Source organism: Novosphingobium pokkalii (genome assembly GCF_014652855.1).
Lineage (GTDB): Bacteria > Pseudomonadota > Alphaproteobacteria > Sphingomonadales > Sphingomonadaceae > Novosphingobium > Novosphingobium pokkalii.
This window is the reverse complement of the sequence record NZ_BMZP01000001.1, coordinates 76549-95720: the sequence shown is the minus strand read 5'-3', so window position 1 is coordinate 95720 and position 19172 is coordinate 76549. Positions and strand designations below refer to the sequence as shown.

At 67.8% G+C, this 19172-nt stretch carries 20 protein-coding genes and 3 tRNA genes; 7 read left to right on the top strand and 16 right to left on the bottom strand.

Going from position 1 to position 19172, the window contains the following annotated elements; genetic code table 11:
- Positions 1-33: 33 nt before the first annotated feature.
- From IE191_RS00475 to IE191_RS00460, 4 genes are all read right to left on the bottom strand, one after another.
- Positions 34-1305 (bottom strand): MFS transporter, encoded by a 1272-nt coding sequence (locus IE191_RS00475; RefSeq protein ID WP_191322386.1) that lies wholly within the window; start codon positions 1303-1305, stop codon positions 34-36.
- Positions 1302-1874 carry a VOC family protein gene (locus tag IE191_RS00470; protein ID WP_229814996.1) on the bottom strand — a complete coding sequence of 191 codons (573 nt, stop codon included), beginning with the start codon at positions 1872-1874 and terminating at the stop codon, positions 1302-1304. Before IE191_RS00470 ends, IE191_RS00475 begins: the two co-directional genes overlap by 4 nt.
- Positions 1875-2011: 137 nt before the next feature.
- Positions 2012-3025 carry a zinc-dependent alcohol dehydrogenase family protein gene (locus tag IE191_RS00465; protein WP_191322385.1) on the bottom strand — a complete coding sequence of 338 codons (1014 nt, stop codon included), beginning with the start codon at positions 3023-3025 and terminating at the stop codon, positions 2012-2014.
- Between the two features lie 106 nt (positions 3026-3131).
- The gene (locus IE191_RS00460) at positions 3132-4004 is read right to left on the bottom strand and encodes an IclR family transcriptional regulator domain-containing protein (RefSeq protein ID WP_229814995.1); all 873 of its coding nucleotides are present in this window, start codon (positions 4002-4004) and stop codon (positions 3132-3134) included.
- 137 nt (positions 4005-4141) lie between these two features.
- Between IE191_RS00460 and IE191_RS00455 the strand changes: the two genes are divergently transcribed.
- The 5 genes from IE191_RS00455 to IE191_RS00435 are packed head-to-tail and all read left to right on the top strand — an operon-like array spanning position 4142 to position 9542.
- On the top strand, positions 4142-5389 hold the full coding sequence (locus IE191_RS00455; protein WP_191322383.1) for a Tm-1-like ATP-binding domain-containing protein: 1248 nt from the start codon (positions 4142-4144) through the stop codon (positions 5387-5389).
- Between the two features lie 21 nt (positions 5390-5410).
- A complete protein-coding gene (locus IE191_RS00450) occupies positions 5411-5863 on the top strand; it encodes an acetyl-CoA carboxylase biotin carboxyl carrier protein (RefSeq protein WP_191322382.1) in 453 nt (150 codons plus the stop codon).
- A gap of 12 nt (positions 5864-5875) precedes the next feature.
- The gene (locus IE191_RS00445) at positions 5876-7228 is read left to right on the top strand and encodes an acetyl-CoA carboxylase biotin carboxylase subunit (protein ID WP_191322381.1); all 1353 of its coding nucleotides are present in this window, start codon (positions 5876-5878) and stop codon (positions 7226-7228) included.
- Complete coding sequence (locus tag IE191_RS00440; protein WP_191322380.1) at positions 7225-8697, top strand: biotin carboxyl carrier protein; 1473 nt, start codon at positions 7225-7227, stop codon at positions 8695-8697. Before IE191_RS00445 ends, IE191_RS00440 begins: the two co-directional genes overlap by 4 nt.
- Positions 8694-9542, top strand: coding sequence for an HAD-IIA family hydrolase (locus IE191_RS00435; protein ID WP_229814994.1), 849 nt, complete (start codon positions 8694-8696; stop codon positions 9540-9542). The genes IE191_RS00440 and IE191_RS00435 overlap by 4 nt, the downstream gene beginning before the upstream one ends.
- Before the next feature lie 28 nt (positions 9543-9570).
- Here the strand turns inward: IE191_RS00435 and IE191_RS00430 are convergent, their stop codons facing one another.
- The 8 genes from IE191_RS00430 to IE191_RS00395 all read right to left on the bottom strand — a co-directional run bounded on the left by IE191_RS00430 (position 9571) and on the right by IE191_RS00395 (position 14431).
- Positions 9571-10041, bottom strand: coding sequence for an EF-hand domain-containing protein (locus tag IE191_RS00430; protein ID WP_191322379.1), 471 nt, complete (start codon positions 10039-10041; stop codon positions 9571-9573).
- An 80-nt stretch (positions 10042-10121) separates the two neighbouring features.
- Positions 10122-10688 carry a hypothetical protein gene (locus tag IE191_RS00425; protein WP_191322378.1) on the bottom strand — a complete coding sequence of 189 codons (567 nt, stop codon included), beginning with the start codon at positions 10686-10688 and terminating at the stop codon, positions 10122-10124.
- Between the two features lie 23 nt (positions 10689-10711).
- Complete coding sequence (locus IE191_RS00420) at positions 10712-12085, bottom strand: pyruvate dehydrogenase complex E1 component subunit beta (protein WP_191322377.1); 1374 nt, start codon at positions 12083-12085, stop codon at positions 10712-10714.
- A 1-nt stretch (position 12086) separates the two neighbouring features.
- Entirely contained in the window at positions 12087-13166 is a 1080-nt protein-coding gene (pdhA, locus tag IE191_RS00415; RefSeq protein ID WP_373299211.1) for a pyruvate dehydrogenase (acetyl-transferring) E1 component subunit alpha, read from the bottom strand.
- A 406-nt stretch (positions 13167-13572) separates the two neighbouring features.
- Positions 13573-13649, bottom strand: a tRNA-Arg gene (locus IE191_RS00410).
- A gap of 42 nt (positions 13650-13691) precedes the next feature.
- Positions 13692-13768: transfer RNA gene (locus IE191_RS00405), tRNA-Arg, on the bottom strand.
- 56 nt (positions 13769-13824) lie between these two features.
- Positions 13825-13901: transfer RNA gene (locus IE191_RS00400), tRNA-Arg, on the bottom strand.
- 50 nt (positions 13902-13951) lie between these two features.
- On the bottom strand, positions 13952-14431 hold the full coding sequence (locus IE191_RS00395) for a (deoxy)nucleoside triphosphate pyrophosphohydrolase (protein ID WP_191322375.1): 480 nt from the start codon (positions 14429-14431) through the stop codon (positions 13952-13954).
- A 111-nt stretch (positions 14432-14542) separates the two neighbouring features.
- Between IE191_RS00395 and IE191_RS00390 the strand changes: the two genes are divergently transcribed.
- Together IE191_RS00390 and IE191_RS00385 are read left to right on the top strand one after the other, a co-directional pair.
- Positions 14543-14725: a Flp family type IVb pilin gene (locus IE191_RS00390; protein WP_191322374.1), complete on the top strand. Its 183-nt coding sequence runs from the start codon at positions 14543-14545 to the stop codon at positions 14723-14725.
- A 99-nt stretch (positions 14726-14824) separates the two neighbouring features.
- A complete protein-coding gene (locus IE191_RS00385) occupies positions 14825-15007 on the top strand; it encodes a Flp family type IVb pilin (protein WP_191322373.1) in 183 nt (60 codons plus the stop codon).
- Positions 15008-15167: 160 nt separating this feature from the next.
- Here the strand turns inward: IE191_RS00385 and IE191_RS00380 are convergent, their stop codons facing one another.
- The 4 genes from IE191_RS00380 to IE191_RS00365 form a co-directional block, all read right to left on the bottom strand.
- Positions 15168-16115 (bottom strand): acetyl-CoA carboxylase carboxyltransferase subunit alpha, encoded by a 948-nt coding sequence (locus tag IE191_RS00380; RefSeq protein ID WP_191322372.1) that lies wholly within the window; start codon positions 16113-16115, stop codon positions 15168-15170.
- Positions 16116-16177: 62 nt separating this feature from the next.
- A complete protein-coding gene (locus IE191_RS00375; protein ID WP_268249405.1) occupies positions 16178-17077 on the bottom strand; it encodes a tyrosine recombinase in 900 nt (299 codons plus the stop codon).
- Positions 17074-18975 (bottom strand): hypothetical protein, encoded by a 1902-nt coding sequence (locus tag IE191_RS00370; RefSeq protein ID WP_229814993.1) that lies wholly within the window; start codon positions 18973-18975, stop codon positions 17074-17076. Before IE191_RS00370 ends, IE191_RS00375 begins: the two co-directional genes overlap by 4 nt.
- Entirely contained in the window at positions 18972-19157 is a 186-nt protein-coding gene (locus tag IE191_RS00365; protein WP_191322371.1) for a hypothetical protein, read from the bottom strand. Before IE191_RS00365 ends, IE191_RS00370 begins: the two co-directional genes overlap by 4 nt.
- Positions 19158-19172 lie beyond the last annotated feature (15 nt).

The window sequence follows — 19172 nt, the reverse complement described above, 5'->3', positions numbered from 1 at the left end:
CGTGAGCTCCCCCAACGAAAACAACGATCAGGATCAGACGGTCGGCACGATCTCCGGCGAGTGCGCGGCAAGGCTGGCGCGGCCACGGCGGGCCACCACGCTGGGGGCGCTTTCCACCAGGCCGAGCGCCAGCACGCCCGCGACGAGACACAGCACCAGCATCAGCCAGATCGGCGCGGCCAGGCCATAGGCATCGGCCAGGAACCCGGCGAGGAAAGGGCTGAGCACCCCGCCGAGCACTTCGCCGATGCCCATCACCACACCCGTGAGCGTGGCAGTCAGGCGCGGGTCGACGCTTTCGGCCGGGATGGTTGCCATGAACATCGGAAACAGCCCGTTGAGCGCCCAGCCGAAGAAGAAGATGGCGCCCAGCATCCAGGCCGATCCGCCGTAATAGAGCGCGCCGAGCGGCAGGATCGCGCCCAGGAACGAAAAACCGATCATCACCGGGCGCCGGCCGATCGCATCTGACAGGGCCGGCACGGCAAAGCTGCCGATCCCCGCCGAAAGGCCGAGCGTGGCCATCAGCCAGCCCATCGTGCCCGGATCGAAACCGCGCCCCTTGGTGAGGAACAACGGCATGAACGCCCAGCACACCACCAGATAGGACACCAGCAGGATCGCGATCAGCGCGCAGAGCACGACATTGCGATGGCCGAACGCCTCGCGCAGCGTGACTTTGGGCGCGTTGCCCTCGTGCGCGACAGCAGGCGGCTCGCGCAGGGTGAACCAGATCAGCGCGGCAGTGATCACGCCGGGCGCAGCGGCCAGATAGAACCCCTCGCGCCAGCCATAGGCCACCGCTAGCGGCACCAGCAGGATCGGCGCCAGCCCGGAACCCAGCAGGTTGGAACCCAGATTCTGCGCCACCCCCATTGCCAGGCCGCGTCGTTCGGGCGCGACTTCGCCCACGATCATGGCATGGCTGACTGGCATGACCCCGCCTTCGGCCGCGCCCATCAACAGGCGCGCGCCTAGCAGCATCAGGAACGAAGTGGCAAAGCCCGAGACCACCGAGCACAGGCAGAACGCCAGCGTGGCGACGACGACCACGGCCTTTTGCGCGCCCAGCCGGTCTGACACGCGGCCGACGACGAAGCCGGACAAGGCCCAGGTGAGCGAAAGCGCGGACGAGAACAGCCCGACTTGCGTGTTGGTGAGCCCAAGATCGGGCTGCACGAAGGGCATGAGGAAATTGAGCGCGTTGCGATCGAAGAACAGGATGCCGAAGTTGAGGCTGAGCAGCCCGGTAACCCACACCTGATAGCCGCGCCCGGCGCGCGCCGTGTCCACCGCCCCGCTCACAGGAACGGCCTCACAGGATCACTGCCATCCCAATCGCGGGACGCCTGCCACATCGCGGTGAAATGGCGGTCCATGCCTGGCGTGGCGGGGATCAGCTCGACGAAGCCCGGCGCGGCATCGTGCCCGCCTTCGAGATAGGCAACCGATCCGCCCGTCGGCACCGGCGCGCGGAAAGCCAAGGTATAGCCCCGCGCCAGATAGCCCGGCAGCATCGCGTCCACATCCAGACAGGCGATGCCGACATGGTGGAAGCCATGGCCGCGCGCCTCGATGGTCTCGCGATAGACCGATGGGTTGTCGTCCAGTGGCTGGATCAGTTCTATCTGCATGTGCCCGGCAAAGCCCATGGCGATGGCCACGTCCGCCATGGACGGCGTGCCGCGATAGACCTGCCCCTCGGTGAGGAAGTGGGGCAGCAGGAAAAACGGTCCCGCGCCGCAATCGCGGATGAAATGGTCGATCGCGGCGTTGATGTCTCGCACCACGAACGCCGTCTGGCAGATGCCGCCGATGGGCTGTCCATAGCCCAGCGTGGCGGCGGGGCCGATGGCCGGCATGACCTGGTCCAACGCTTGTGTCCTTTCCCTTGCGCGCGCAGGATCGCCGCCGGAAACCGGCGTCGGGCCATACCCCGCGTCATCCTCTTCCCGTTGCGCGCGGGCCGCTGCCGGGCCTCGTCGCGCGTGATGCTAGCGGCCGCAGCCGGTCACACCGTGATCACCACTTTGCCGAACAGGCCGGCCGAGGCCTGGTAGCGCCAGGCGTCCACCGCCTGGTCCATCGCAAAGGTCCGATCTACCACCGGCTTGATGCCATGCTGGTCGACGAAATCGTTGAGCCGCCGCGCCATCCCGGCCGAGCCGACGAAAATGCCGCGCAAGGTAGCGCCCTTGATCATCAGGCCATGCGGGCTGGTATCTCCGCTGCGGGTCAGCACTCCGATCAGGGCGATCTCACCCCCGAAGCCGACCGCCTGGATGCTCTGGGCCAGCGTTCCCGCGCCGCCCACTTCCACAACGTGATCCACCCCGCCCCCGGCCAGTTCGGCCGCGCGCGTGCCCCATTCCGGCGTGGTGCGGTAATTGATCGTGTCCTGCACGCCCAGCGCCCGCACACGCTCCAGCTTCTCGTCGGAGGAAGACGTGGCAATCACCCGTGCGCCGGCTGCCAGCGCAATCTGCGCGGCCAGCAGCGAGACGCCGCCCGTGCCGAGCACGAGCACGGATTGCCCCGGCCCGACCGGGCGCGGCCCTTCCATCAGCGCATTCCACGCGGTGACACCGGCACAGGGCAGGCATGCGGCCTGTTCGAACGACAGGCTTTGCGCGCAGGGCACCACGCCATGTGCGGGCAGGATCACCAAGTCCTGCAACATGCCGGTGGCCGGCGGTGCGCCCAGCGCCGGCCCGGCACCGGGATTGGGCGGCCCATCCTGCCAGTTCTGGAAAAACAGCCCGGCGACCCGGTCCCCCACTGCGTGGCTGGCAACGCCTTCCCCCACCGCAACGATTTCACCCGCGCCGTCTGACAGCGGCACCGTGTCCCGATCCACCGTGCCGCCGAAATAGTGGCCGAGCGGAATGAGCTGGTCACGATAGTTGAGCGAGCAGGCCCGCACCCGGACCGCCACTTCGCCAGGCCCGGGCGCAGGCTGTGGCACCTCCACCAGCGCCATGTCGTCGAGCGATTGCGCGCCCTTGCGGATAAGCCATTGCCGCATACAGCCCTCGATCTCCCCCAGGGCGAGCGCGGCACCTTGTGGCGGGCCGCGTCCTACGCCGTGTTTCGGATCATGACATAGCCGCAGCGCAATTTAATCAGTTAGACTAACAATTTTCACCAGGTGAAACGCTTTGTGGCGTGGGCCCGGCAAACTGGGCCAAAACCGCGCCGGCCGGCGCCCGCCCTTCCGCCGTCAGCGCGGCGCGTTCGATCGCCATCGCGATCTCGCGCGCGGTGTGCTTGAGCGCGCCGAGATGGCGCAGCATGACCGCATCATCGGTGCCGCGCTTGGCCGGCCAGGTGATGTTGATCGAAGCGACCGGCGCACCATCGAGCAGGATCGGCACGGCCATGGAGCGGCGCCCGTCGCGCAGCACGAGCTGTTTGGAGCGGTCGGGCCAGGGGTGCAGCGGTTCGCGCGCCGCATAGCCCCGCGCGCGCGTTTCCGCCAGGATCGCGCGCAGGTCGGCCTCGCTGCCTTCTTGCGGATGGCGCGGGCGCAGGCGGGCGATGATCGCGTCGCGCTCGTCCTCGCGGCAGGCGGCGAGATAGGCGCGGCCCGTGGCGGTGTGGATATACGAGAGTTTCACGCCCACCGGCCCGAGCGTGGCCGAGTCGAGGCGGAACAGCGGGCTGTTGGTCTCGACGATCTCCATGTGATCGAGGCGGGGCATCGCCAGCACCGATGGCCAGGATACCCGCGTCGACAGCGCCTTGAGCCAGGGTGAGGCGACTTCGGCGACATGCTCCAGCGTGAGTGCCTGAGAGCGGGCGCGCGCGTCCACGTGCGGCAGATAGGCTCCATCGGCAAGCCGCTGCCAGATCAGGCCTTTCTGCCCCAATGTCTGCAACATGCGCAGCAAGGTGGCCTTGGGCAAACCCAGCGCCACGTGCATTTCGTGCAGGCTGGCCGCGCGGCGCGCCTGCACTTGCAGCAAGACATCCAGTCCACGCTCCAGCGCGCGGACAGTCTTCACTTTCCGGTCCTGCATCCTGTCCCCCGGCCGCTGCGGCGGCTCGTTATGGTTTCATCTTGTGAAACGGAAGAATGGCGCAGCCGGTGGCAAAGTCAAATCCCTTGGCGCAACATCAGGACCGAGGGAGAGAACCGACCATGACCGAAAGGGAAAGCACGCGGGCGCCCAGCGTCCTGCTGGTGATCACGCAGGATACCAAGGAAGAGGAAGCGCGCTTTGCCCGCGCCGCGCTGGAAGCGGCCGGGGTGCGCGTGGTTCACCTCGATCCCAGCGTGCGGCGCACGGTGGGCGGTGCCGAGATCAGCCCCGAAGACGTGGCGGCGGCGGCGGGCATGACGATCGAGGAGGTGCGCGCGCTGGGCCACGAGGGCAAGTGCCAGGCCGCGATGATCCAGGGCGCGATCGCCGCCGCCCATGCCTGGGACGCGCGCGAGCCGATCTCGGGCATTCTCGCGATCGGCGGCTCGATGGGGTCGGCCCTGGCCGGCGCCCTGATGCAGAGCTTTCCCTATGGCCTGCCCAAGCTGATCGTCTCGACCATGGCCTCGGGCTTCACCAAGCCCTACATGGGGATCAAGGACATCGCGATGATGAACGCGGTGACCGATATCTCGGGCCTCAACACCATCAGCCGCGACGTGTTCGGCAATGCCGCCCGCGCCGTGGCCGGCATGGCCCATGGCTATGACCACAACGCGCCGGCGGAAAAGCCGCTGGTGCTGATCACCACGCTCGGGACGACCGAAGCCTCGGTGCGCCGCGTGCGCCAGGCGCTGGAAAGCGACGGGTGCGAAGTCATGGTGTTCCATTCCTCCGGCGCGGGCGGCCCCACGCTCGACGGGCTGGCCCAGGCCAAGGACGTCGCGCTGGTGCTGGACCTGTCGCAGACGGAAATTCTCGATCACCTGATGGGCGGGCTGGCCGACAGTGGCCCCGATCGCGGCAAGGCGGCGCTGGCGCGCGGCATTCCCACGGTGCTGGCGCCGGGCAATGCCGATTTCATCATCGCCGGCCCGATCGACGTGGCGCGCGCGCAGTTCCCGGGCCGCCGCTATCATGAGCACAATCCGCAGCTTACCGCCGTGCGCACCACGATCGACGACCTGAAACGGCTGGCCGATCACCTCGCGGCCAACGTGGCCGCCGCGCGGGGCCCGGTGCACGTGATCACGCCGCTGCATGGCTTTTCCAGCCACGACAGCCCGCAAGGCCATATCATGGACCGCGCCGTGCCCGCGCCGTTCGCCGACTATCTGCGCCAGGCGATGCCCGCGCATGTGCCGGTGCAGGTGGTCGACGCCCATTTCAACGACCCGGCCTTTTCCGATGCCGTAATCGCCACCGCGCGAGCCTTGCTGGCCGAGCGCACCGCGCGCGCGGCCTGAGCCCGCCCCGAAGGGACCGCCATGATTCCAGACCTTCCACTCACCGCCGAAGACGTGGCCGAGATTGCCGAGATCCTCGCCCAATCCGGCTATCGCGAACTTGACCTGGCCACCCGGCGCTTCCGCCTGCGCGTGGCCCGCGCCGGAGACGGCAGCGCCGAGGGGACAACGCAGGAATGGCAATGGGCCGGTGATGCGCCCGCGGTGGCCGAGGCGGCCGGTGCGGAAGCGGTTGCCGATCCCGACGTGATCGCCAGCCCCCTGCCCGGCACCTTCTACCATGCCCCGCAACCCGGCGCGCCGCCGTTCGTGGCGGTGGGAGACGCAGTGACGGCGGACACCGTGGTGGGCATTGTCGAAACCATGAAACTGATGAACCCGGTCCATGCCGGGCGCGCCGGGACGGTGGCCGCCGTTCTCGCGGCCAATGGTGCCCTGGTGGCCAAGGGCGCACCGCTCGTGCGCCTGTCCTGAAAGCATAGCTCCATGACAATCCAGCGCCTGTTCATCGCCAATCGCGGCGAGATTGCCCTGCGCGTGCTGCGCACCGCCCACAAGATGGGGATCGAAACCGTCCTGGGCGTTTCGGAAGCGGACGCCGCGTCGCTGCCTGCGCGCCTGGCCGGCCGCGCCGTGGTGCTTGGCCCCGGCCCTTCGGCGCAGAGCTATCTGGCCATCGACCGGGTGGTCGCCGCCGCGCACGAGACGGGCTGCGATGCCGTGCATCCCGGCTATGGCTTCCTGTCAGAAAATGCCGCCTTCGCCCGCGCCGTAGCAGCGGCGGGCATGGTCTTCGTCGGCCCGGCGGTGACCACGCTGGAGGGCATGGGCGACAAGCTGGCCGCGCGGGCCCTGGCGCTGGCTGCGGGCCTGCCGGTGCTGCCTGGCGGCGAGGCGGAAACCGCCGCCGCCGTGGCCGAGCGCGTGCGGCAGACCGGCTATCCCCTGTTGCTCAAGGCTGTGGCGGGCGGTGGCGGCAAGGGCATGCGCCGGGTCGACCGCGCGCAAGACCTTGACGCCGCGCTGGCCATGGCCCGCGCCGAAGCGCAGGCCGCGTTCGGCAACCCGGCGGTCTATGTCGAACGCTTCGTGGCGCGCGGGCGCCATGTCGAAGTGCAGATCCTGGGCGATGGGCAGACTGCGCTGCACCTGGGCACGCGCGATTGCTCGATCCAGCGCCGGTTCCAGAAGCTGGTCGAGGAAGCGCCCGCTCCGGCCATGCCGGACGACGCCCGCGCCGCGATCGAGCAGGCCGCCGTGCGCCTGGCGCAGCACATCGGCTATCGCGGCGCGGGCACGGCCGAATTCCTGGTCGATGCCGAGGATTTCTCGTTCTATTTCCTCGAACTCAACGCGCGCATCCAGGTGGAGCACCCGGTCACCGAGGCGATCACCGGGGTCGATCTGGTGGAACAGCAATTGCTGGTGGCGATGGGGCACCCGCTTTCGCTGACCCAGGCCATGGTGCGCCCGCATGGGCACGCCATCGAGGTGCGGATCAATGCCGAAGACCCCGACGCCGATTTCCGCCCCGCGCCCGGCACCGTGCGCCGCGCGGCCTGGCCGGCCGGACCGGGCATTCGCGTGGACAGCCACATTGCCGATGGCGGCGAAGTGCCGCCGTTCTATGATTCGCTGCTGGGCAAGCTGATCGTCCATGGCGCGACGCGCGCCGAAGCGGTGGCGCGCATGGAAGCGGCGCTACGCCACCTGGCGATCGATGGCCTGCCCACCACGGCGCCGCTCCACCGCCGCATCCTTGCCGATCCCCGCTTCATCGCAGGCGGGGTGGACACCGGCTTCCTGGCCGGCCTCAACCCCACGGAGCCCCAGCCATGACCGCGATCCGCCTCGTCGATGTTACCATGCGCGATGGCAACCAGAGCCTGTGGGGCGCCACCGGCCTCCACACCGCCCACATGCTCCAGGCCGCCGCGTTGACCCAGGCCTGCGGCTTTGCCGCGATCGACTTCACCTCGTCGAGCCACATGGCCGTGGCCGTCCGCTATTTCCGCAACAACCCGTGGGAACGCCTGCGCCGCATGGCCGCCGCCATGCCCACCACGCCGTTGCAGTTCATCACCACGGGCCTGCGCTTCATCGCCTGGCAACAGGCCGATCCCGAATTCATGCGCCTGGTCTATCGCACGCTGCAAACCAACGGCGTGGGCCGCTTCGTACTGCTCGATCCGATGCACGAAGTGCCAGCCGTGATCGAGGCGGCGCGGCTGGTGAAACAGGAAGGCGGTGCGCAGGTCATGGCCGCGCTCACCTTCACGCTGTCGGCCATCCACACCGATGGCTTCTATGCCGATTTCGCCCGCGCCCTGGCGCAGTGCCCCGACATAGACCTGTTCTATATCAAGGATCCGGGCGGGCTGCTGTCGGTGGACCGGGTGCGCACCCTGGTGCCGGCGGTCAAGGCGGTGATCGGGGCCAAGCCGCTGGAAATCCACGCCCACACCACCATCGGCCAGGGCATGCTGACCAGCCTGGAAGCGGCGCGGCTGGGCATTTCGGCCATCCATGTCGGCGTTGGCCCCGGTGGCGACGGCTCTTCCCTGCCAGAGGCGAACCGCATGGTCGCCAACCTGGAAGAGGCCGGGCACACGGTGGACATCGACAAGGCGGCGCTGGCGCGGCTCACCGCCTATTGGCAGCGGGTCGCGCGGGCCGAAGGGCTGCCGCCCGGCGCACCGCAGAATTTCGATGCCAGCTTCCTGCGCCACCAGATCGCCGGCGGGGTCATGACCACCACCGCGCGCCAACTTGCCGAACTGGGCCTGGCCGACCGGCTCGACGCGGTGATCGCCGAAACCGGCCAGGTCCGCGCCGAGCTTGGCTATCCGATCATGGTCACGCCGTTTCCGCAGATGGTCATGAGCCAGGCGCTGTTCAACGTGATCGGCACGCGCCGTTATGCGCAAGTGTCGGATCAGGTCATCCGCTATTGCCTGGGCAAGTTCGGCAAGCCAACATCGCCCATCGATCCGGCGGTGCTGGCCACGATCATGGATCGCCCACGCGCCCGCGAGCTGGAGGCCGAGCCGACCTTCCCCGCCCTGGCCGACTTGCGCCGCCAGTTCGGGCATGGCCTGCCCGACGAGGAATTCCTGCTGCGCGCGGTGATGCCAGGCGACCAGGTCGATGCCATGCTCGCTGCCGGCCCCTCGCGCGCCACCTATACGCCCGAAGCGGCGCCGCTGCTTGCCCTGTTCCGCCGGCTGGCCGCGCAGCCCGACGCCCGCGACCTGGTGGTCGAACGCCCGGGCTTTCGCCTTGCCCTTCATGCCGGAGCCAGCCTGTGACGATCATCTCCCCCGACCATGCCGCGCGGCTGCGCGATGCCGCCGGTTTCGTGTTCGACATGGACGGCACGATTGCCCTGGGCGATGCCAAGAGCGGCGGCCACAAGGCCCTGCCCCATGCCGTGGCCCTGCTGGAAACGCTGGAGCGGCGCGGCATCCCCTTCGTGGTTTTCACCAATGGCACGGCCAAGGCACCGGCTGACTATGCTGCCTCGCTGCGCGCCGCCGGGTTTCCCGTCAGCGATGCGCAGATGCTGACCCCGTCTGCCAGCGCGGCCGCCTGGTTCGTTGCGCAAGGCATGCGCCGCGTGCGCGTCCTCGGCAATGCCGGGTGTGCTGCTCCGCTGCGCGCGGCCGGGCTGGAGGTGATCGATCCAACCGCGCCGGCGCAGGACGTGGAAGCGGTCTACACCGGATGGTTTCGCGAGTTCGATTTTGCCGCGCTGGAAGCCGCCTGCGACTCGCTGTGGCACGGCGCGCGGCTGTTCACCGCCAGCAACGTGCCGTTCTTTGCCACCGCCACCGGCCGCGCGATCGGATCGAGCTTTGCCATCAATGCCATGCTCACCGCGATGACCGGCAAGCGCGCCCGCATCCTCGGCAAGCCGTCGCGCGTGGCGCTTGACGTCGCGCGCCAGGTCATGGGCCTGCCCCGCAGCGCTGTGCGGCAGATGGTCGTGGTGGGCGACGATCCGGCCTTGGAAATGCGCATGGCCAATGCCGCCGGCGCGCTCGCCGTGGGGCTGACCACCGGCCTGATGCAATCGACCACCGATCTTCCCGCGCGCGATACCCCGGCTGTGCTGCTCACGGGGCTGGAGCCGGTACTGGCGGCGCTGGGTTAGGCCGCTTTTGGAACGGCCGGCCAACCAGTCACTTGCACTTGCACGCCGGCTTTTTCGTCTTCTGCTTGGTCGTGGCGAATTCCGGCCGCGTCAGCGCACCATCGCCGTTGGCGTCGGCAGCCTTGAACTTGTTGTCGGTGCTGACGGCCCATTCGTCGAAACTGAGCAGGTTGTTGCCGTCGGTGTCCAGCTTGCGGAAATCCTTGGCGCGGGGGGCGAGCATCTCGGCGCGCGTGATGCGGCCGTCGCGGTCCTTGTCGAACCGGTCGAACCGGCGCTGCTCGCGCGTGGCCTCGCTGGCATGGGGCAAGGCCGGGCCTTGCAGGCCATCGCCGTCGGCAGTGGGCAGACCTTCATCCTCACCGGCTTCGGAAGGGACGCCACTGGGCATGGTGGCCACAGCGGGCATGCTCTGCACGGCCGCGTGCCCCTGCCACCAGAACACGCCCGCCGCCACCAGCATCAGCGCACCCAGCGCACCCACCAACGTCCTGTTCATGCCGCCCCCTTGCCGCTTTACGTAATTTTACGTTGCAGCCGGGGCATTCCATAGAGGGAAGCGATACCGATTTGGCAGGATCAACGGCCGATCAGGCCCAACCGCAGTGCACGCAGGAACCGGCCCAGCGGCGTGCCATTCTCGCCGTGCAAGGCCATGCCACGCAACACGGCCAGCGGCCGCATGGCGCGTGGCAGGCGTGGGGCCGGGGCGGCGAGCGGTGCCAGAGCACGCCACTCGCGTGCGGCCCGTTCAACGGTGGGCATATCGGAAACATGGGAAAGCCGCGCCAGGGCGGCCATCACGCCGACGCGGGCTTCATCGAGCGGCGCTGCGCCCTCCTCGCCCACGTGCAGCGCTTCATAGCCATCGACCAGCGCCGACAGCGCGGCGCGCTCGGCATTCCAGGGGCCAAGGGCCGCCAGCAAAGGCTCGCCCTTGGGCCACCGGGTGGCGTCTTCGGCCAGGCGATCACGCCACCAGGCGAGGCGCAACTGGATCATGATCGCATCGCGCCCGTCGCGCGCGGCATCGGCCAGGCGCTGCTCCAGCGCGAAATAGCCGATCCACAGCGGGCGCGTGGCCGCCGGGGCATAGCTTGCCGCCAACCGTTCCAGTGGCGGCAAGCTATCGATCAGATCCTGCATCAAGAACGATCAGCCACCGCGTTTCAGCGGTAGCAGACCTTCTTCACGGCCGCGACGATCTTGCCCGCGTCGATCAACGCAGCCTTTTCGAGATTCGCGGCATAGGGCATCGGCACGTCTTCATTGCACACGCGCAGGACCGGGGCATCGAGGCTGTCGAACCCTTCTTCCATGGCGATGGCAATGATTTCCGACGCGACGGAGCAGATCGGGAAGCCTTCCTCGGCCACAACCATGCGGTTGGTCTTGGCCAGGCTGGCCAGCACGGTTTCCTTGTCGAGCGGGCGCAGCGTGCGCAAGTCGATCACTTCGGCCTCGATGCCTTCCGCGGCAAGCTGCTGCGCGGCATCGAGCGCAAAGCCCACGCCGATCGAGTACGACACGATCGTCACGTCCTTGCCTTCGCGCACCACGCGGGCCTTGCCGATCGGCAGCACGAAATCGTCAAGCTGCGGCACATCGAAGGTGCGGCCATAGACGAGTTCGTTTTCCAGGAAGACCACCGGGTCCTGGCTGCGGATCGCGGCCTTGAGCAGGCCCTTGGCATCGGCGCTGTCATAGGGCGCGATGACCACCAGGCCGGGGACCGAGGCATACCACGGGCCATAGTTCTGGCTGTGCTGAGCGCCGACGCGGGCCGCCGCGCCGTTGGGGCCACGGAACACGATCGGGCAGCGCATCTGGCCGCCGGACATGTAGTTGGTCTTGGCCGCCGAGTTGATGATGTGGTCGATCGCCTGCATGGCGAAGTTGAACGTCATGAACTCGATCACGGGCTTGAGACCGCCCATCGCCGCGCCGGCGCCGATGCCGGCAAAGCCGTATTCGGTGATCGGGGTGTCGATCACGCGCTTGGCACCGAATTCGTCGAGCAGGCCCTGGGTCACCTTGTAGGCTCCCTGGTACTCGGCGACTTCCTCGCCCATCACGAACACGCCGGGGTCGGCGCGCATTTCCTCGGCCATGGCGTCGCGCAGGGCTTCGCGCACGGTGGTGGGGACCATCGTGGTGCCGGCCGGGATTTCCGGATCGGCAGCGGGCTTGGCGTCATGACGCGGCGCGATTGCCGCGACGGCCTGGGCCTTGGGATCGGCAGCCGGTTCGGCGGCGGGAGCGGGCGCCGCTTCGGGCGACGCAGCCGGGGCAGCAGGCTCGTCCTCGCCCTGGAGCGTGGCGATCACGGTGCCGACCTTCACGCCTTCGGTGCCTTCGGTCACCAGCAGTTCGCCGATGGTACCTTCGTCGATGGATTCGAATTCCATCGTCGCCTTGTCGGTTTCGATCTCGGCGAGGATATCGCCGGACTTGACCGTGTCGCCGGGCTTCACCAGCCACTTGGCCAGCGTGCCCTCTTCCATCGTCGGGGAGAGGGCGGGCATCTTCAGTTCAATTGCCATCTCAGTACGTCTCCACCAGCACGTCGGTATAGAGCTCTGCCATGTCCGGCTCGGGCGAGCTTTCGGCAAAGTCGGCGGCCTGGGCCACCTGCTGGCGAATCTTCTTGTCGATGTCCTTGATCGCGTCTTCGCTCACGCCGCGCTTGAGCAGTTCCTGCTTGGCGCCTTCGATCGGATCGTGCTTGTCGCGCATTTCCTGCACTTCTTCACGGCTGCGATACTTGGCCGGGTCAGACATCGAGTGACCGCGATAGCGATAGGTGTTGAGTTCCATCAGCACCGGGCCATTGCCGCCGCGCACATATTCCAGCGCCACTTCGGCCGCCTGGCGCACTTCCAGCACGTCCATGCCGTTGACCGGCATGCCGGGGATGCGGAAGGCGGTGCCGCGACGGTAGAAATGGGTTTCGGCCGAGCCGCGCTTGACCGCCGTGCCCATGGCATAGCCGTTGTTTTCCACCACGAACACGATCGGCAGCTTCCACAGCGCGGCCATGTTGAAGGTTTCGTAGACCTGGCCCTGGTTGGCCGCGCCGTCGCCGAAATAGGCCATGCACACGCCGCCGTCTTCACGGTACTTGTGGGCAAAGGCCAGGCCCGCGCCAAGCGAGACCTGCGCGCCGACGATGCCGTGGCCGCCATAGAACTTGTGCTCGGTCGAGAACATGTGCATCGACCCGCCCTTGCCGCGCGAGATACCCGCACCGCGACCGGTCAGTTCGGCCATGATCACCTTGGGATCGATGCCATAGGCCAGCATGTGGCCATGGTCGCGATAGCCGGTAATGACGCTGTCGTGCCCTTCGTTGAGTGCCGACTGCAAGCCCACCGCCACGGCTTCCTGGCCGATGTAGAGGTGGCAGAAGCCGCCGATCAGGCCCAGGCCATAGAGCTGGCCCGCCTTTTCCTCGAAGCGGCGGATCAGCACCATCTGCTCATAGAACTTGAGCAGTTCAGCGTCCGACGCATCATAGCGCTTGTTGTTCGCGTGCGCCTGCTGAAGGCTGCGCAGGGCGAAAGTGGCGTCATCCTCGACCGGGCTGCTCAGCGCGGCCGACACGTCGGGAACCGACGCGGCCACAGCAGCAGGCTTGGGGGCGGAGGAGCGGGGATTGGCGGCGCGCGGCCTGGCGGACTTGGCCAAGTCTCAATATCCTTATTCTGGCTGCCTCTAGGCTCTGCGGTTTCGCAAAACCGGCTTTCCCATTGGACCATCATCGCGGCTTTCGCAACGCCCAACGCACGGCAAGATGATAATTGATGCGGCGAAAATGGCGCCGCTCCGCGTTTATACTAGTATAACGCGAAAGTGCTGCAACGCGGCATTGCAGTGCACACTTGATCGCAGCCGCACGAAGCCCTGCCCAAGCGCGCCGGCGCGGCATCGTGGCAGGCGACGCGGGACGGCAAATGGCAAAGCGACCGGCCGCCCCAAACGGACGCCGGTTCGCGGCATGATTGCCGCAGTACATGATGATGAAAGGGGGTGGCGCACCCGGAACGATTCGAACGTCCGACCCTCAGATTCGTAGTCTGATGCTCTATCCAGCTGAGCTACGGGTGCCTGCCGATGTCTGCCCGCAAGGGCGCTTCCCGAAGGAAGGAATGGCGCACCCGGAACGATTCGAACGTCCGACCCTCAGATTCGTAGTCTGATGCTCTATCCAGCTGAGCTACGGGTGCCTGCCATGTATGGCCCATCAGGGCCTTTCCCCTGCCCCATGCTCCACGAGAGAGAATGGCGCACCCGGAACGATTCGAACGTCCGACCCTCAGATTCGTAGTCTGATGCTCTATCCAGCTGAGCTACGGGTGCCGGGGAGCCGCGCCTCTATGTCAGACCGGCCAGGTTGGCAAGCACCTTGTTCAGGCCTCAAGCAATTTTTGTGCAGTTATGCACAGTGCAATGTCGAGCGGCGGCATTGTCGCCTCCACTGCCAGCGCACGCAGGCCCGCGCCATCGACCCATTGCAGGGCCGCGCCGGGTTCGGCCACGGGCGTGCCCTGCCAGGCGGCACAGCGATAGAGCAGCAGGACCAGATCGCGCCCCGCCGCCAGCCCTTCGTGGGCACTGCGCACCGCAAAGGTGAGCGGCACGCAGTCGGCCGGATCGACCGCGATCCCCAGCTCCTCCGCCAGTTCACGGACCAGCGCCTCGGCCGGCGTCTCGCCCGGCTCCACCTTGCCGCCGGGAAACTCCCACAGGCCGCCATGGTGCTTGCCCAGGGGCCGTTGCTGAAGCAGCAGGCGCGCCTCGGCGCTTTCCCCGCGCACAAGCGCCCCTGCGACCACGAGGAGCGGCAATGCGGCGCTGGCAGGCACCACGGGCGAGAGAGTGGACGACATCGGTTAATCCTATCGCGAACAGGCTAGGGACAAGACCACGGGGCCTCTGCAACGCTTTCTTAGGCGGCGCTCCGTTATGCGGATCGATGCATAGGTGGATGGGGCCCAACGATGAAGAACTTCTTGCGCAAGATCGCGCGCGAACGCGACGCGGTGACGCTGGTGGAATACGGCCTGCTGGTGGGCGTGCTGGGCCTGTCGATCGTTTTCGGGCTGAATGCGTTTACCAATCAACTCTACCGTCTTTGGCACATTGTCGATGATCACACGACCGCAGCGGCCAATTCCCATTAAGTGCATCTTAGGTTTTCCTGCCTAGAGACGGCCTTGTCCGCAGCGACGCGAAAGACCGATGCGGGCCGGGAAAAAGAAGACCTCTTCAGGAGAAGAATTATGAAGCTGATCCGCGACCTGTTCCGCAACGAAGACGGCGCCACCGCCATCGAATACGGCCTGATCGCCGCTCTGATCGCCGTTGCCGCCATCACCGCCATGGGCGCGCTGGGCAACTCGCTGGGCAACACGTTCAACCTCGTGTCGAACGACATGAACAACGCTTCGGACGGCAAGCTCTAAGAGCGGGCTGCCGCAAGGCGCCGAACCGGAAGGGCGGAAGAAGGCGGGGGCCTTTTTCCGCCCTTTTTCGTGCGCCGGCCCAAGTGGCTCCAGGCGCGAGCAAGAAAAAGGCCGCCGGACGTGCTTGTCCGGCGGCCTTTTTCGCGCAAGGAGAAAACAATCAGGCGCCGATGCGCAGGAACCGTTCGGCGCGCAGGGCGCGCAGGGCATCGGCGTTCTTGCCGGCCAGGTGATCCAGTTCCTCGCCAATCGCCGCCGCCAATGCCGTGCAGGTGGCAGCCGGATCGCGATGAGCGCCGCCGACCGGTTCGGGCACGATGCGGTCGATGACGCCGAGCGCGAGCAGATCCTGCGCCGTCACTTTCATCGCCTCGGCCGCTTCGGGGGCCTTTTCGGCTGTGCGCCAAAGGATCGAGGCGCAGCCTTCGGGCGAGATCACCGAATAGACCGCGTGTTCCAGCATCAGCACGCGCTCGGCGCTGGCCAGGGCCACGGCGCCGCCCGAGCCACCCTCGCCCACGATCGTGGCGACCATCGGCACGCCCAGCGCCAGGCAGGCCTCGGTCGAGCGGGCGATGGCTTCGGCCTGGCCGCGCTCTTCGGCTTCCACGCCGGGAAACGCGCCAGAGGTATCCACCAGCGTCACCACCGGCAGCCCGAATCGGCTGGCCATTTCCATCAGGCGCACCGCCTTGCGATAGCCTTCGGGCTTGCCCATGCCGAAGTTGTGGCGGATGCGGCTTTGCGTGTCGTTGCCCTTTTCGTGGCCGATCAGCATCACACGACGGTTGCCGAGCCGGGCAAAACCGCCGATGATCGCCTGATCCTCGCCGAACAGGCGATCCCCGCCCAGCGGCATAAACCCGGTGAACATCCGCTCCACATAGTCGCGGAAATGCGGCCGCGCGGGATGGCGGGCCACCTGGGTCTTTTGCCACGGCGAAAGCGCACGATAGGTATTGGCCAGAAGCTCGGCCGACTTGGTTTCAAGACGACGGATCTCGGCGGCGATATCCAGTTCCCCGCTGGCGGCGGCGGTATCGCGCAGTTCGGCGATACGGGCTTCCAGGGCGGCGACGGGCTTTTCGAATTCGAGGTACGAAATCATGGCGCCTGCGCTAGGGACACGCGGGCATTTGGTCAATGGGGGCACGTGGCCTGTCAGGCCGATCAGCGATGGCGCAGCGGGTGCTTTTCGTTGACCAACGCCACCAGTCGCGCGGAATCGACGTGCGTGTAGATTTCGGTGGTGGCAATGTCGGCATGGCCGAGCAGCGTCTGCAAGACGCGCAAGTCTGCCCCGCCTTCCAGCAGATGCGTGGCAAAGGCGTGGCGCAGCACGTGGGGGCTGACCTTTTCCGGATCGATCCCGGCGCGCAGGGCCAGATCACGCACAAGCTGGAACAGACGCACGCGCGAGAGGTGCCCGCCGCGCGGACTGGGAAAGAGGTGGCGCGAACCACCGGGGCGCACCGCCAGCCAACGGCGCAGCGCGGCCAGCGCGCGCGTGGAAACCGGCACCAGCCGCTGTTGCCCGCCCTTGCCGGTTATCGCCAGGAACGGCACGTCCCGCGGCAGCGCGGTGAGCGGCAGCGAGACCAGTTCGGTGGCGCGCAGGCCCGAGCCATAGAGCAGTTCCACCAGCGCCAGCAGCCGCACGCCTTCGGGCGTGCCGGCGGCGGCATCGGCCTCGGCCGTTTCCAGGAACCGCGCGATTTCGGCATGATCGAGCAGGCGCGGCAAAGGCCGCCGCGCGCGCGGCCGCACCAGCGCGACGGAAGGATCGTCTTCGCGCAAGCCCTCGTCCTGGGCAAAGGCCATGAACTGGCGCAGCGCCGAAATCTTGCGCGCTTGGCTGGCCGGGGCAAGATCGGCCCAGCTCTGTGCCAGGCCGGTCAGCGCCTGGGCATCGGCTTCCACCAGATTGCCGACAACGCTTTCCGCGCCGGCCAGATCGCGCGCATAGGCGGCCAGCGTATTGGCCGCCGCGCCACGTTCGGCCGCCATCATTTCCAGAAACGCGGTGACGGCCGGAGAGGCAGGGCCAGCGGCACGCTTGCCGCGTGTCACACCCGCGCCACCGCTTCGGCCGCGATCATCCGCGCTTCGCCATCCAGGCCCACGCGGCGCAGCGCCGAAACCATGTGATAGAGATGCACCGCCGTCATCTTGTCCCAGCTTTGCGCCTGCATGCCAAAGCCGGCGAGCAGCGCGACCAGCGCCGGATTGTTCGATTCGGCCGCATCGTCGATGGCGCGGGTCCAGCGCGTCTGGCGGTTCATGTCGACCTTGAGCTTGCCGGCAAAGGCATTGGCGGTGTTGCCGTCGATCCGGCCCAGCCCCATCAGCCCGGCAAGCAGGAACTGCGAGCGCAAGGCGCCACTGCTTTCATCGCCGCTCTGGAACGTATCGAGGGCATCGTTGCCGATGGCCGTGGCCTTGGCCGGCGCGGACAGGGCAATAAGGCCCCAGGGCTCGCTGCCCACGGCGACCACGCCGCTCCAGCGCGCCGCGTTGGCATCGAGCCCGGCAGTCAGCATAGAGGCGATCAGCCCGCCGGCATCCCCGGCCAGATCGGGGCTCGGCACCATGCGCGCGGCGGCATAGGCGGTCAGCACCAGGCGCGAATAGGCGCGATCGGGATCATCGGCATTGCCCCACAGTGTCTTGATCGCGGCCAGACGGTCGCTCGCTTCGGGCGCGGTATAGGCCGTGCGCAACTGGTCGGCCAGCGGGCCCCAGGTCTTGTCCTGATCGGCGCCGTCCTGCGCGTTGATTTCGGCCAACTGGCTGTAGAGATCAACCATCGCCGCGCTCGACAGGATGCCGCGCCCGGCGGCGACATCGGCCGCTGCGCAGCGCGAAGGCAGCGGCAGCATCGGGGCGCGGACGGCCATAACGGCATAGTCGGCCCAGGCCTGCTCGCGCAGCGACTGCGGCGGCTCAATCCCCACGGCAAAGGCCAGGCCGGTGCGCCACGGGGTGAGCTGGTCGACATCCTTCCATTCGATATTGACCGCGCGCCGCGTGGCCGAGGTGGCCCCGGCCAGCTTCTGCGCCAGCAGGATATCGATCTTGTCAGGCCCGCCCCGGCGCAGCAGCCGGTCAAGCTGGGCCATGGCCGGCGGGCCATCGCCGGTAAAGCCGGAGCAGATCGCGCGGGTCAGATCCCAATTCGCGCCCTGACGCCCGGCGGCGGTGAGCGCGGTGATCGGGCACAGCCCCACCGGATCGGCCGTTGCCAGGAATGCGTTCATCGCCGCATCTTCCAGGCCCGGCGTGAAAAAGCCGCTGTCGACCGACTGCACCATGGCGCGCGCGGCATCGGCTTCGCCCATGCGCAGCAGCAGCCCGGCGCGCAGTGCGGCCCAATCGGCGCCGTTCATGCCCACCGGCGTGTCCATGCGGCTGGCCAGCGCCCGGCGCACCAGGATGTGGCCCCAGCGCGACACCATCGGCCCGCGCATGCGGCCCAGCAGCTCCTGCACGAAGGCGCCATTGAGATAGTGCGTGGAAGTGGCCGGAAAACCGCCATCGACCTGGTCGATCACGCCAACCCGCGCCAGGCTGCGCTGCGCGCTGGGCGGAATGTCATACTTGGGCTGCGCCTTGGCGATCAGCGCGTCGAGCGTGGCCGGATCGATCGAATCCAGCGGATCGGCCGGACCGGCGGCGCTGGCGCTGACATCGGCATTGTCATCGAGCGGCAGCGGCTGGATCACTGGAGAGGCCACGGCAGCCGGTGCCGCAGCCGGTTTCGCGGCCGACGCCGCGACCGGGGCAGCCGGTTTGGCGGCGGCCGGCTTGGGCTTGGCCTGAGGCGCCTTGGCAGGCTGGGCCACAGGCTTGTCGAAGCCGGGCGGCAACAGCGATTCCTGGGCGAGCAGGGCACCGGTCATGCCGGCGAGCGCCGCGCAGCCGAGCAAGGCGTGACGCAACCGGACAGGACGAATAAAGCGCGGCATCATGGCTTGCTTCCCAAAGTCGTGGTGGCGGCGGCATTTGGCGCTGCAATCGGCTGTTCGATCCAGTCGGCGCGGCGCGGACCGCCCAGCGCCCAAGCGAGCATGATCAACCCGACAGCAATGGCGGCAACCAGGCCGCCGCCGATCGCCGGCCATGGCAGGTGCCGGAGCGCGTTCTGGCGCAAGCCCTCGCCCGCTCC

Coding starts and splice junctions, on each gene's coding strand:
- IE191_RS00465 (WP_191322385.1), bottom strand. CDS start 3,025: ATGCGGCAATGGCTTATCCGCAAGGGCGCGCAATCGCTCGACGACATG.
- IE191_RS00455 (WP_191322383.1), top strand. CDS start 4,142: ATGACCGAAAGGGAAAGCACGCGGGCGCCCAGCGTCCTGCTGGTGATC.
- IE191_RS00450 (WP_191322382.1), top strand. CDS start 5,411: ATGATTCCAGACCTTCCACTCACCGCCGAAGACGTGGCCGAGATTGCC.
- IE191_RS00445 (WP_191322381.1), top strand. CDS start 5,876: ATGACAATCCAGCGCCTGTTCATCGCCAATCGCGGCGAGATTGCCCTG.
- IE191_RS00440 (WP_191322380.1), top strand. CDS start 7,225: ATGACCGCGATCCGCCTCGTCGATGTTACCATGCGCGATGGCAACCAG.
- IE191_RS00430 (WP_191322379.1), bottom strand. CDS start 10,041: ATGAACAGGACGTTGGTGGGTGCGCTGGGTGCGCTGATGCTGGTGGCG.
- IE191_RS00425 (WP_191322378.1), bottom strand. CDS start 10,688: ATGCAGGATCTGATCGATAGCTTGCCGCCACTGGAACGGTTGGCGGCA.
- IE191_RS00420 (WP_191322377.1), bottom strand. CDS start 12,085: ATGGCAATTGAACTGAAGATGCCCGCCCTCTCCCCGACGATGGAAGAG.
- IE191_RS00395 (WP_191322375.1), bottom strand. CDS start 14,431: ATGTCGTCCACTCTCTCGCCCGTGGTGCCTGCCAGCGCCGCATTGCCG.
- IE191_RS00390 (WP_191322374.1), top strand. CDS start 14,543: ATGAAGAACTTCTTGCGCAAGATCGCGCGCGAACGCGACGCGGTGACG.
- IE191_RS00385 (WP_191322373.1), top strand. CDS start 14,825: ATGAAGCTGATCCGCGACCTGTTCCGCAACGAAGACGGCGCCACCGCC.
- IE191_RS00380 (WP_191322372.1), bottom strand. CDS start 16,115: ATGATTTCGTACCTCGAATTCGAAAAGCCCGTCGCCGCCCTGGAAGCC.
- IE191_RS00370 (WP_229814993.1), bottom strand. CDS start 18,975: ATGATGCCGCGCTTTATTCGTCCTGTCCGGTTGCGTCACGCCTTGCTC.